The organism is Streptomyces profundus (genome assembly GCF_020740535.1).
Taxonomy (GTDB): domain Bacteria; phylum Actinomycetota; class Actinomycetes; order Streptomycetales; family Streptomycetaceae; genus Streptomyces; species Streptomyces profundus.
Genome location: NZ_CP082362.1, coordinates 2545678 through 2558011 on the forward strand (window position 1 = coordinate 2545678; position 12334 = coordinate 2558011).

The 12334-nt window shown below is 73.2% G+C and carries 9 protein-coding genes; 2 read left to right on the top strand and 7 right to left on the bottom strand.

The genetic code is table 11. The annotated features are described in order from the left end of the window. Positions 1 to 48: 48 nt before the first annotated feature. Genes K4G22_RS11090 through K4G22_RS11110 form a run of 5 tightly spaced genes read right to left on the bottom strand, consistent with a single transcriptional unit; the run spans position 49 to position 6659 of the window. A complete protein-coding gene (locus K4G22_RS11090; protein WP_228079731.1) occupies positions 49 to 984 on the bottom strand; it encodes a dihydrodipicolinate synthase family protein in 936 nt (311 codons plus the stop codon). Next, complete coding sequence (locus K4G22_RS11095; RefSeq protein ID WP_228079732.1) at positions 981 to 2051, bottom strand: oligopeptide/dipeptide ABC transporter ATP-binding protein; 1071 nt, start codon at positions 2049 to 2051, stop codon at positions 981 to 983. Before K4G22_RS11095 ends, K4G22_RS11090 begins: the two co-directional genes overlap by 4 nt. Beyond that, positions 2048 to 4078 (bottom strand): dipeptide/oligopeptide/nickel ABC transporter permease/ATP-binding protein, encoded by a 2031-nt coding sequence (locus K4G22_RS11100; protein ID WP_228079733.1) that lies wholly within the window; start codon positions 4076 to 4078, stop codon positions 2048 to 2050. Before K4G22_RS11100 ends, K4G22_RS11095 begins: the two co-directional genes overlap by 4 nt. After that, positions 4075 to 5034: an ABC transporter permease gene (locus tag K4G22_RS11105; protein ID WP_228079734.1), complete on the bottom strand. Its 960-nt coding sequence runs from the start codon at positions 5032 to 5034 to the stop codon at positions 4075 to 4077. Before K4G22_RS11105 ends, K4G22_RS11100 begins: the two co-directional genes overlap by 4 nt. Next, positions 5031 to 6659 carry an ABC transporter substrate-binding protein gene (locus K4G22_RS11110; RefSeq protein ID WP_228079735.1) on the bottom strand — a complete coding sequence of 543 codons (1629 nt, stop codon included), beginning with the start codon at positions 6657 to 6659 and terminating at the stop codon, positions 5031 to 5033. Before K4G22_RS11110 ends, K4G22_RS11105 begins: the two co-directional genes overlap by 4 nt. Positions 6660 to 6868: 209 nt before the next feature. Here K4G22_RS11110 and K4G22_RS11115 point away from each other — a divergent pair, with 209 nt between their 5' ends. Together K4G22_RS11115 and K4G22_RS11120 are read left to right on the top strand one after the other, a co-directional pair. Continuing rightward, complete coding sequence (locus K4G22_RS11115; RefSeq protein ID WP_228079736.1) at positions 6869 to 7567, top strand: FadR/GntR family transcriptional regulator; 699 nt, start codon at positions 6869 to 6871, stop codon at positions 7565 to 7567. A 308-nt stretch (positions 7568 to 7875) separates the two neighbouring features. After that, positions 7876 to 9864, top strand: coding sequence for a glycosyltransferase family 4 protein (locus K4G22_RS11120; protein ID WP_228079737.1), 1989 nt, complete (start codon positions 7876 to 7878; stop codon positions 9862 to 9864). Here the strand turns inward: K4G22_RS11120 and K4G22_RS11125 are convergent. Together K4G22_RS11125 and K4G22_RS11130 are read right to left on the bottom strand one after the other, a co-directional pair. Next, positions 9830 to 11221, bottom strand: coding sequence for a serine/threonine-protein kinase (locus K4G22_RS11125; RefSeq protein WP_228079738.1), 1392 nt, complete (start codon positions 11219 to 11221; stop codon positions 9830 to 9832). The two genes, K4G22_RS11120 and K4G22_RS11125, sit on opposite strands and share 35 nt — an antisense overlap. Before the next feature lie 91 nt (positions 11222 to 11312). Beyond that, on the bottom strand, positions 11313 to 12257 hold the full coding sequence (locus K4G22_RS11130; RefSeq protein ID WP_228079740.1) for a helix-turn-helix domain-containing protein: 945 nt from the start codon (positions 12255 to 12257) through the stop codon (positions 11313 to 11315). Between the last annotated feature and the right edge of the window lie 77 nt (positions 12258 to 12334).

Here is a 12334-nt window from a genome sequence, read left to right on the forward strand (position 1 = left end):
TCGCCCCCCGGGGTGAGCCGGCCCGCCGCCGGTTCTGAGGTGGTCGGCTCAGAGCAGCCCGGCCACCGCCAGATGGTGGGCGACGCGCTCCGTCTCCCGTTCGTCGAGCGGGATCTGCGGCTCGGCCGTGGTCGGGTGGTCGATCCAACCGCGCAGGTGGAGCGCCGTCTTGAAGCCGCCGATGGCGGACGAGCCGCGGCCCATCCGGCCTGGGGAGCCCTCGTCCACCAGGGCGAACAGCCGCCCGAGCCGGTCCTGTTCGGCGCCGGCCTCCTTCCACTCGCCGCGCTCGCAGTGCGCGACCAGCCGGACATAGCCGTGCGGGTCGACGTTGCCCAGGCCCGGGACGACGCCGTCGGCGCCCAGCAGCAGGGCCGCGTCCACGATGAGTTCGGAGCCGGTGAGGACGGCGAACCCCTCCCCCGCCGCGCCGTCCCGCAGTTCGCGCAGCACCTCGCGGAAGGCGCCGAGATCCGGGCTTGAGTCCTTGAGCCCGGCGAGGACGCCGTCGGCGGCCAGGGTCAGCACCAGGTCGGCGCCCAGCTTGCTGTGCACGGCGACCGGCAGGTCGTAGGCGAGGACGGGGGCCTGGATCCGGTGCGCCAGCTCCCTGAAGTGCCGTTCGATCTCCTGGGGTTGGACCCGGGTGTAGAAGGGGGCGGTGGCCACGATGGCGTCGGCGCCGGCGGCCAGCGCGGCGCGGGCGTGCTCGACCACCCGGGGCGTGGTCATGTCGATGGCGCCGGCCAGCACCGGGACCCCGCCGCCGACATGGGCGGCGACGGTCTCCACGACGGTGACCCGCTGCCGGTCGGTGAGGAACGCGGCCTCCGAGGACGAGCCCAGCAGGAAGAGCCCGTTCACGCCCGCGCCGACCAACTGGTCGACCAGGCGGGTCAGGGACGCCGTGTCCACCTCGCCCCGGGGGTTCAGGGGAGTGCAGACCGGGGGGATCACCCCGGTGAGGCGGGCGGGCAGAGTCATGGACGCTCCTTGTGCGGGACGGGGGTGGCAGCCGCGGTCGCCTGGGCGACCAGCTGGCGGGTGGACTCCGAGGCGGCCACCGGGTGGTGGCAGCGGAAGCGGTGTCCGTCGGGAGTCTCGCCGGGTTCGCCGGTGAAGTCCGGCATCGACTCGGCGCACCGCTCGTCGGCCTTCCAGCAGCGGGTGCGGAACGGGCAGCCGCTGGGCGGGCGGGTGGCCGACGGCAGCGGCCCGGTGAGCGGGATCGGCTCGATCGGGTCGAGCAGTCCCGGCGTGGCCGAGAACAGCGCCCGGGTGTAGGGGTGACGGGCGTGGCCGGTGACGCGTTCGGCGGGTGACTCCTCCACGATCCGGCCGAGATACATGGTGATCACCCGGTCGCTCATCCGGCGCACGGTCTGGATGTCGTGGGAGACGAAGACCATCGCCAGCCCCAACCGCTCCTTGAGGTCCAGCAGGAGGTTGAGGATCTGGGCACGGACGGAGACGTCCAGGGCGCTGGTCGGCTCGTCGGCGATCACCAGCGCGGGTTCGAGGGCCAGCGCGCGGGCGATCGCGACGCGCTGCCGCTGACCGCCGGAGAGCTGCCCGGGGAGCGCGTCGGCCACCCCGGCGGGCAGCCCGACCAGGCCGAGCAACTCCCTGACACGCGCGTCGCGTTGGCTGCCGGAGCCCTGGCGGTGCACATCCAGTGGATCGCGCAGCACCCGGTGCACGGGGAGCCGCCGGTTGAGGGCGGTCGAGGCGTCCTGGAAGACCATGCCGACGCCGACGCCCAGGGTGCGGCGGCGTTCGTCGGGCCGCATCGCCCAGAGGTCGCGGCCCCGGTGCGACACCGTGCCGGACTCGGGCCGCTCGATGCCGACCAGCACCCTGGCCAGCGTTGACTTGCCGCAGCCCGACTCGCCGACCACGCCCAGCGTCTCGCCTGGCGCGATGGCGAGGTCGACGTCCACCAGGGCCTGGACGCGCGGGGGGCGGAACAGGCCGCCGCCGCGCGCCGCGTAGGAGAGGTGCGCCTGGCGCAGTTCCATCAGCGGGGCCTGGGTCTCGTCATCGACGCTCATCGGGCTCCCTGGCCTTCCTGGTGGTCCTGGTGGTCCTGCTGGTCCTGCTGGTCCTGGTCGACGGCCCGCTTCCCGTCCGGTGGCGGGGCCGGGTGGTGGCAGGCGACGCGGTGTCCTGGACCAGGGGCCGGCCGCGGGGGCGGTGGCTCGACGCAGTCGTCGTCGGCCAGCGGGCAGCGGTCGGCGAAGCGGCAGCCGGCGGGGAAGTCGGCCGGTGAGGGCACCACGCCCCGGATCTGCGTCATCCGTTCCGCGCCCGACTCAAGGGACAGCACGGAGCCGAGCAGACCCCTGGTGTAGTGGTGGGCGGGCGCGCCCACCAGGTCGGCGGTGACGCCGGTCTCCGCGATCTGCCCGCCGTACATCACCACCACCCGGTCGGTGACGTCGGCGATCAGCGCCAGATCGTGGGAGACCAGCACCAGCGCGAAGCCCAACTCGGCGCGCAGCCGCAGCAGCAGCTCGATGACCTGGGCCTGGATGGTGACGTCGAGGGCCGTGGTGGGCTCGTCGGCGATGATCAGCCTCGGCTCGCGGGAGAGCGCCATGGCGATCAGCACGCGTTGGCGCTGGCCGCCGGATATCTCGTGCGGGTAGGCGCGGAGCACCCGCTCCGGGTCGAGGCCGACCAGTTCGAGGAGTTCGGCGGGGGTGCGCCGGCCGCCCCTGCTGACCAGTTGGCGCAGTTGGGCGCGGATGGTCATGGCGGGGTTCAGCGAGGAGAGCGCGTCCTGGTAGACCATCGCCATCTGGTGGCCGAGCAGCGCGCGGCGGGCGCGGGGCGCGAGGCCGTTCAGTTCGCGCCCGTCGAAGCGGACGCTGCCGCCGATGCGGGCGCCGCGTGGCGCCAGGCCCATCACGGTGAGCGCGGTCAGGGACTTGCCGCAGCCCGACTCCCCCACCAGGCCGACGACTTCGCCGGGGCGGACGTCGAAGCCGACGCCGGCGACCACCTCGGTGCCGCCGTGCCGGTCGGCGAAGCCCACCGTCAGGTCCCGGACGCTGAGCACCGGTTCGGCGGTGACGGGCGGCCGGGCCAGCGCGCGCAGCCGTTCGCCGGCGCGTTCCAGGCCGGGCAGCGGCAGCACCTCGCCGCTCGGGGCGGCGGCCCGCTCGACCGGGTCGGCGGCCTCGGCGTCCCGCGGCCGTTCCCTGGGCGTCGCGGGCGCTGCCCAGCGGTCGGAGACGCCCTCGGCGAGGATGTTGAGCGCCAGCACGGTGAGCAGCATCAGCAGCCCGGGGAAGACGGTGGCCCACCAGCCGTCCAGCAGGACCAGGTTCTTGCCGTCCGCGATGACGCTGCCCCAGGACGGTTCCGGCGGTCGCACGCCGGCGCCGATGAAGGAGAGCGACGCCTCGAAGACGATGGCGTCGGCGACCATCACGGTGCAGAACACCAGGATCGGCGCGGCGCAGTTGACGGCGACATGGCGGATCAGGATGTGCGGGGTGCGGGCGCCGATGACGCGTTCGGCGGTGACGTAGTCCTCGCCGTACTGGGCCAGGACGTTGGCGCGCACCACCCGGGCGATGGCCGGGGTGTAGAGGAAGGCGATGGCGCAGACCAGCACGGGGATGCCGCCGCCGAAGACGGAGATCAGGACGGCGGCCAGCGCGACACCGGGGAACGCCATGACGATGTCGAGGCAGCGCATCAGTGCCTCGTCGATCGCCTTCCTCGATGTGGCGGCGATGGCGCCGACCACCGCGCCGGCGACCAGGGCGAGCCCGGTGGCGCCGAGGCCGATGGCCAGGGACCAACGGGCCCCGTGCATGAGCCGGCTGAGGATGTCGCGGCCCAGGCTGTCCTGGCCCATCCAGTGTTCGGCGGACGGCCCCTCGGAGGTGCCGGACTGGGCATAGGGGTCGTGTGGCGCCAGCCAGGGGGCGAACAGCGCGGTGAGCGCCACCAGCAGCAGCACGACCAGCGCGATCCTGGAGAGCGTCGGCAGCCGGCGCACCGAGGTCAGCTTGAGCAGCGGACGGGTCAACGCCCGTGTCAGGGAAGGTGACTTGAGGAATCTCACGCGGCGCTCCTCAGCCGGGGGTTGACCAGCAGATAGAGAATGTCGATGGCGAGGTTGACCAGCACGAAGCCGACGGCGGTGGTCAGCACCACGCCCTGGACGACGGCCGGGTCCCCGTTGCGGACCGCGTCGATCATCAGCTTGCCCATCCCCGGCAGCGAGAAGATGGTCTCGATCACCACGGCGCCGCCCAGCAGGTAGCCGACCCGCAGGCCCAGCACGGTGAGCGGGTTGATCAGCGCGTTCCGCAGGACGTTGCGCCCGACGACGATCACGGGGGGCAGTCCGCCGCCGATGGCGGTGCGGACGTAGTCGCGGTCCAGCTCCTCCACCACGGCGGTGCGGACCACCCTGATCAGCTGGGCGGCGACCGGCAGGGAGAGCGCCAGCGCGGGCAGCGTCAGGCTGTTGAGCCAACCCCGCAGCGAGTCCTGTGGATTGATGTAGCCGCCGGTGGGATACCAGCCCCGGCCCACGGCCAGGTACTGGATCAGCAGCAGCGCCAGCCAGAACGCGGGCGCCGCGACGCCGACCAGGGAGACCACGCGGATGACCTGGTCGGGCAGCCGGTCCCGGTAGAGGGCGGCCAGCACGCCGAGCGGCAGCGCGATCAGCACCGCGATCCCCAGGCCCAGGAAGGTGAGTTGGAGGGTGAGCGGCAGCGCGGTGGTGACCTGGTCCCAGACGGGGGCGCGGGTGAGCACGCTGATGCCCATGTCGCCCGTGACCAGATCGCCGACGAAGGCGAAGTAGCGCACCGGCAGCGGGTCGAGCAGCCCGTTCTCCTCGCGGAACTCGTGGAGTTGCTCCTGGGTGGGGTTGGCGCCCTGGAAGTAGGCGGAGGCCGGGTCCATGTCGGAGAACCGCATGAGCAGGAAGACGAAGAGGATGATGCCCAGCAGCAGCGGCACCAGCAGCAGCACCCGGCGCAGCACCATCCGCAGGACGACGGTCACGAGACGACCGCCCCGGACTGGAGGACGTTGACCCCGGGGTACGCCTGGGCCCTGATGCCGGTGACGGCGCGCGGGTTCCAGGCGGTGAGCAGCTCGTTGTGCACCACGGGGTAGAGCACGGCGGCCTCGGCGACCAGGTCGAGGCAGCGGTGGGTCAGCTCCAGCTTGCGGGTGGCGTCCGGCTCCTCGGTGGCCTGGTCCATCAGCGCGAACAGCTCGCCGGCCGCCTCGCCGCCGTCCCAGCCGGTGTAGGCCATCCACAGGCCGCCCGGCGTGTAGTTGTAGCGGAGGATCAGATCGGCGTCGAGGCCGAACTGGTTGGGGTTGGAGACGCCCGCGACCACCTGGTAGGCGCGGTCCTGGTCCATCTTGGTGAAGAGCGCGGAGGTCTCCTGGGGCTCCAGGGTGGTGTGCACGCCGATGGCGTCCCAGGACTCCTTGATGGTCGGCAGGCAGTCGACGGCCCAGCTGACGTTGACCGACATCAGGTTGACGTCGATCTCGTCGACGCCCGCCTCGTCGAGCAGCCGCCTGGCCAGCTCCGGGTCGTAGGTGTAGACGGTGGAGGCGGCCCGGTGCGCGGGGTTGCCCTCGTCCAGGAACGAACTCACCTGGCGGCCGTAGCCCTTGAGGCCGACCTCGATCAACTGCTCGATGTCCAGGGCGTGCAGCAGCGCCTGCCGCACCCGGACGTCGTCGAAGGGCGGGTTCTCGGTGTTGAACATCAGGAAGAGGTGGTTCATCCCGGCGCCGCCCTCCACCTGGAGGCCGTCGCCGCGCAGTTGCTCGACGTTCGCATAGGGGATGTTCTCGGCCAGTTGGGCCTCCGCGTTGTCCCCCGATATCGCGGCCACCCGGGGTGCGGCGTCCACCACGGAGCGCCAGTTCATCGCGCGGAAGGCGGGGTGGCGGGGGCCGTTGTACCCCTCGAACGCCTCGAAGGTGGTGTTGGACCTGGGGTGGTGGGCGGACTGCCGGTAGGGGCCCGAGCCGACGGCGAGGCCGCCGGTGGCCCGGTCCCAGGCGCCCTCCTCGCCGAAGACATGGCGCGGCATGATCTTGGCGATGGTCAGCCGGGGCGCGGCGTCGGGGAACGGGAAGCGGAAGTCCAGCTCGACGACGCGTTCGTCGACCGCCCTGACCCCCGCCAGCCAGCTGGCGAAGAACGACCTGGCCAGGGTGTTGACCTCGGGGTCCAGCACCCGCTCGAAGGTGAACAGCACATCGTCCACGGTCACCGGCTCGCCGTCGTGCCAGCTCGCGCCGGAGCGGAGGGTGAACCGCCAGGTGGTGGCGGTCGGATCGGCGGGGAGCGCGGTGGCCAGGGCGGGGTAGGGGACGCGGGTGAGGGGGTCGGTGTCCAACAGCCCCTCGTAGATGTGGTGGTTGGCCGCCATGGAGAACGCGGACGCGGTCTGGGTGGGGTCCCAGCTCTGGTCGTTGCCGTAGCCGATGACGGCCGTGAGGGTGTCGAGGGCGGAACCGCCCCCGCCGCCGGTGCCGATGGTGGACGGCGGCCCGGTGCAGGCACCGAGCCCCGCGGTGAGCGCCCCGGCGGCCCCCAGGGCGCCGGTGAACCGGAGGAAGGATCTGCGATCGACGGGACGATCGAGGGGAGGAACCACGTTGTATCTCCGTCTCTCCGGGCAAACTCTAAGAGGTCCTACGTTGTACGTCCTAGGAACCTAGGAGGGTTTCAGGACAGCGGTCAAGAGCCAGGACGTCCCATGTCCTATCTCCAGTGGCAGAATGTGAACCGAAGGCCGAGGTTCACGTGATCACCGCCCGCCCCCGGGGGTTCGCGGCGGGTGCGCGCAGCAGAGGGAGGGGCTCCATGGCCCGCCGCATGATGTCCGACGAGGTGCAGGGCCAGATCAGGGAGCTGATCCTCACCCGCCGCCTGGCGCCCGGCGATCCGCTGCCCACCGAAAGCGAGTTGATGACCCTCTTCGAGGTGAGCCGCAACTCGGTCAGGGAGGCGCTCAAGGCCCTCCAGGCGGTCAACATCGTGGATATCCGGCACGGTTTCGGCACCTATGTCGGCAGCCTCAGCCTGGACTCGTTCGTGGACGGCATGGTCTTCCGGGCCGCCGTCCGACACCGCAGGGGCGAGGCCAGCCTGGCCGAACTCCTTGAGGTGCGCGAGGCGTTGGAGGTCGGCCTGATCGGCGGCGTGGCCGGCGAGGTGCCCGAGGAGGATCTGGCCCGGCTGCGGGAGCTGGTCGCCGCCATGGAGCGGGAGGCGGCCGAGGACGGCCGGGTCAGCGCCGCCACCGATCGCGCGTTCCATCTGACGCTCTACCGCTCACGGGGCAACCACCTGCTCAGCGAGGTGCTCGACGCCTTCTGGGCCGCCTTCCACCGGGTGCGCCAGGAGTTGCGCGAGGAAGCCCAGGACGCGCGGGTCACCTGCGCCCGGCACCAGGAGATCGTCACCGCGCTGACCTCGGGGGACGCGCCGCGCGCCGTCATCGCCATGCGCCAGCACTTCGCCGGTATCCGTCAGGTGTTGACCGACAGCGCCTCCGCTTAACCCCCTGCCGACGGGGCCGGTTGAGCCTTTCCCTCGCGTGATCTATGTCATGTTTGGCACGTCGATTCGACGATTTCACAGCATGTGCATGACGCGTCACTCGGCCCGCCCCCGGCGGCGAACACACAGCGCAGACGGCGTGTCACCACCCGGTCGCCTGTGCGACGGCAAACGTTTCACCGCCGACACCGAGCGATCCACACTCGCCACAACCTCCTCACATGTCGTGCCAATATGAGCCGGTTGACATGTGTGCGCCTCGGACGTGGGGGAACGGCCGGGGGCGGCTGACCTGTGGGGGGTCCTTCGTGAAGATCGTGTTCCTGCTGAACAACGCGTACGGGATCGGCGGAACGATCCGTTCCGTGGCCAACCTCTCGGCCGGGCTGGCCGAACGCGGCCACACGGTGCGTGTCACCAGCCTCTACCGGCACCGCGACAGCGCCAGCTTCGCCTTCGATCCCCGGGTGCCCATCGAGACGTTGATCGACCGCAGGGAGGGCTCAGCCGATCTGGCGTCGCCGGCGGCGGACCGCCCCAGCGAGGTGCTGCCCGCCTGGCAGGACGACGTCTCGCTCCTCAGCGACCAGCGGATGCGCGCCCATCTCGCCGCGGTCGACGCCGATGTGGTCGTCTCCACCCGCCCCACGCTCAGCGTCTATCTCGGCCACTACGGCACCGCCCGCTATCTGCGCGTCGGCCAGGAGCACGCGCCGCTCGCCACCCGTCCGCCCGAGGGGCAGGCGCTGCGCCTCGAAGCGGTGCCCCGGCTCGACGCGTTCACGCCCGTCTCCCGCGCCGACGCCGCCGCCTACCGGCGGGCCCTGCCCGACGCGACCACCGTGATCGAACGGCTGCCCAACTGCTCGCCGCTGCCCGGGGTCTCCCCCGCCACCGGCGACACCCGCACCATCGTCGCCGCCGGGCGTCTCGTCGCCACCAAGCGGTACGACCGGCTGATCGACGCGTTCGCCCAGCTCACCGACGAGTTCCCCGACTGGCGGCTGCGGATCTACGGGCGCGGCCCCGAACGCCCGGCGCTGCGCGCCCGTATCGACCGGCGCGGCCTGGCCGACCGCGCCCGTCTGATGGGCGCCGTCGCCCCCATCGAGACCGAGTGGGCCAAGGGCGCCGTCGCGGCCGTCACCTCCCAGTGGGAGTCGTTCGGCCTGACCATCATCGAGGCCATGGCCTGCGGCGTCCCCGTCGTCTCGACGGACTGCCCGCACGGCCCGGCGGAGATCATCACCCACGGCGAGGACGGCTACCTCGTCCCCCTCGACGAGGATCCGGTCCCCGGTATCGCCGCTGGCCTGCGCACCCTGATGAAGGACCCGGAGCTCCGCCGCCATATCGCCGGCAACGCCCTGGCCACCGCCCGGAGTTACGCCCCCGACCTGATCGCGGCGCAGTTCGAGGAGCTGGTCGGACGGCTGCGCCCCGACACCCGCCCCCGGGCCCGCGGCCTGGCCCGGCTGCGCGGCCTCCTCGCCCCCCGCGCGGCGGCGCCGGCCCCGCCGGCCGCCCCCGTCCCGCCGGAGCCCGCCCGCCCCGGCACCCATGCCGTGGCCGCCCCCGACGGCAGCCTCAGCGTCACGCTCGACCAGCCGGGCCGGGGCGAACTCCTGCTGCGCCTCCGCAAGGACCCGGCGCGCCGCACCGTCCGCGTCCCGTTCGACCGGCAGGGGCGCGCCACCCTGCGCCGCGCCGACCACACCCTCGCCGAGGGCCGTTGGGACGCCTTCCTGGTCACCGAGGTCGCGGCCAAGCCGCAACGCCTCGCCGCCCGCCTGGTGGAGACCGCCGCGCTGGTCAACGCCCTTCCCCGGGACACCGCCGAGGGCGCCACCGCCTGGATCCCCTACCCCACCAAGGACGGCAACCTCACCCTCCGCGCCTGGCGGCGGCCCGACCACGCCGAGGTCACCGCGATCGAGACGGGCGTCCACGCCTCCACGGTCACCCTGGCGACGGCCGCCTGCGCCGGCGCGCGGGTCATCGCCCGGGGCCAGTCCGGCGAGGAGATACCGCTGGCCGTCGCGGCCACCCCGGACGGCCTGCGCGCCACCCTGGCCCACCGGGACGCCGCCCTCGGCACCTGGCGGCTGCGCCTCACCACCCCCGCCGGCCGCTCGGCCCCCCTGGCCCGGATCGCCGGCGACACCGCCGACCGCCGCAAGAGCGATGTCCACCCCACCGTCGTCCACGGCGATTCGGCGCTGCGCCTCGGCTTCACCAGCGACAACGACCTGACCCTGACGGTCACTTCGGCCGAGCCGGACGCGGCGGAGGGGTGACGGGGAAGCGGGCGGCGGCGAAGAGCGTGGCCGCGCAGCCGACGTAGTAGACCCACACGCCGGGGCCGATGTCGTCCAGCGCGCCGTCCTCGACGAGGAAGAACACGGTGAGGCCCACGACCAGGAAGGTGGCGAGCCCGCCGCTGGCCCAGTGCAGGGCGCGGGCCCGCCGCCGGCCGGCCCTGTCGGCGCCGGGCCTGAGCGCCGCCAGCAACCCCACCGCCGTGGCCACGTTCAGCAGGGCGCCAAGGCCGAACGGCCAGCCGCCCTCGGGGCCGGTGACCACCGATTCGCCGTTGACGGCGGGCAGCACCATGGCCACCGCGAAGGCCACCAGGGCGAACCCCAGGCCGACCACCGTGCCCACCCCGTCCTCCCGCCGGGCGGCCGGCGACGGCGACGGGGGCGACGACGGGGCCGGCGCGGGCGCCGGCTGTCGGGGGAGGTCGGGGGCGGTCGCCGTGGCGGTTGGCCGCTCGGGGACGCTGCCGGCGGCCGGCAGGGCGCGGGCCACAGCATCGGGGATCCAGGGCGCCGTGGCGGCCCCCGACTCCGGTGCGGACAGGGCGAGTTCGTCCAGCAGGGCGGGCACGGTCGGGCGTTGGGTCGGCTCCTTGGCCAGACAACGGGCGATGAACTCAAGCCCTGGGGAGGGCAGTCGGGAGAGGTCAGGCGCCTCGTAGGCGATCCGGAAGTTGAGCGACTGGGCGGATCCGGTGCCGAAGGGGCCGGTGCCGGTGGCGACATGGGTGAGCACCGCGCCGAGGGCGAACACATCGGTGGCCGGGGTGACCGGCCGGTCGAGCAACTGTTCGGGGGCCATGAAGCCCGGGGTGCCGAGCACCGTTCCGGTCCTGGTGAGCGCCGTGGCCTCCGCCGCCACCGAGATCCCGAAGTCCACCACCCGGGGCCCGTCCGAGGCGAGCAGCACATTGGACGGCTTGAGGTCCCGATGCACCAACCGCGCCGCGTGGATCGCCTCCAACGCCTCGGCGAGGCCCGCGCCAAGCGCCCGCACCGAGGCCGCCGGCCAGGGCCCGTGCGCGGCGACGGCCTCGTCCAACGCGAGGCCCGGCACATAGGCGGTGGCCAGCCAGGGCGGCGCGCCCTCGGGGTCGGCGTCGACCACGGCGGCCGTGAAGAAGCCGTTGACCCGTCGGGCCGCCTTGACCTCCTGGACGAAGCGGCGGCGGAAGCCGGGGTCGTCGGCCAGCTCGGGCCGCACCACCTTCACCGCGACCAGCCGCCCGCCGGGCGAGTGGCCCAGATACACCCGCCCCATCCCGCCAGCGCCCAGCCGCGCGGTGATCCGGTAACGCCCCACCCGCCGCGGATCGGTCGGCTCAAGCCCTTCCACCCGGCACCCCCCTCGTGATCGCCCCAACGAGCCCACACCGTAACGCTGCTGACGGATGCCTGTCCCTCGCCGGTTCCCATGGCCCTTCGCGTCACCGCCGCGCGTCGCGGAAGGTGCGGCGGTAGGTGTCCGGGGGGACGCCGAGAGCCCGGCGGAAGTGGCGGCGGAGGCTGGTCGCGGTGCCCAGCCCGGTGGCGGTCGCGATGGCGTCGACGCTCTCGTCCGTGCTCTCCAGCAGCTCCTGGGCGCGGCGAATCCGCTGGTCCTGGAGCCACCGCAGCGGTGTGGTGCCGGTCGCGGCGCGGAAGTGGCGGCCGAGGTGGCGGGTGCTGAGATGGGCGCGGCGGGCCAGGTCCTCGACGGTCAGCGGCTGGTCGATCCTGGCCATCGCCCAGGGGAGCAGCTCGCCGAGCGGGTGGTCGTCCCGCGCGGGCACAGGGGCGGTGACGAACTGGGCCTGGCCGCCGGCCCGGTGCGGGGGGACGACCAGGTTGCGGGCGACGGTGTTGGCGACGGCCGAGCCGTGGTCGCCGCGCACCAGATGGAGGCAGAGGTCGAGGGCGGCGGCCTTGCCGGCCGAGGTGAGGACCTGGCCGTTGTCCACATAGAGGACGTCGGGGTCGACCTCGATCCGGGGATGGCGGGCGGCCAGGGTGCGGGTGTGGGCCCAGTGGGTGGTGGCGCGGCGGCCGTCCAGCAGCCCGGCGGCGGCCAGCACGAAGGCGCCGGTGCAGAGGGAGGCGATCCGGGCGCCGGCCCGGTAGGCGGCGCCGACCGCGTCGACCAGATCGGCCGGCGGTGGCGCGTCCACATCGGCCCAGCCGGGGACGATCACCGTGTGGGCGTCGGCGAGTTGGTCGAGCCCGGCGTCGGGCAGCACCTGGAACCGGCCGAGCCGCACCGGGCCGCTGGCGTGCACGGCGACCCGGTACCAGGGTTCTGGCACCCCGTTGATCTCGGCGCCGAAGACCTCGTGGGCCAGGGAGAGTTCGAGCGGCAGCATGCCCTCGGTGACGACCAGCGCGACGGTGCTCATGTCCGAAAGTGTACGGATGCCGTCGTTCCGGCCACTCGTGTGGACCGATATCCACCCGCAGGATGTTCACGGTTGAA

Coding starts and splice junctions, on each gene's coding strand:
- K4G22_RS11090 (WP_228079731.1), bottom strand. CDS start 984: ATGACTCTGCCCGCCCGCCTCACCGGGGTGATCCCCCCGGTCTGCACT.
- K4G22_RS11095 (WP_228079732.1), bottom strand. CDS start 2,051: ATGAGCGTCGATGACGAGACCCAGGCCCCGCTGATGGAACTGCGCCAG.
- K4G22_RS11115 (WP_228079736.1), top strand. CDS start 6,869: ATGGCCCGCCGCATGATGTCCGACGAGGTGCAGGGCCAGATCAGGGAG.
- K4G22_RS11130 (WP_228079740.1), bottom strand. CDS start 12,257: ATGAGCACCGTCGCGCTGGTCGTCACCGAGGGCATGCTGCCGCTCGAA.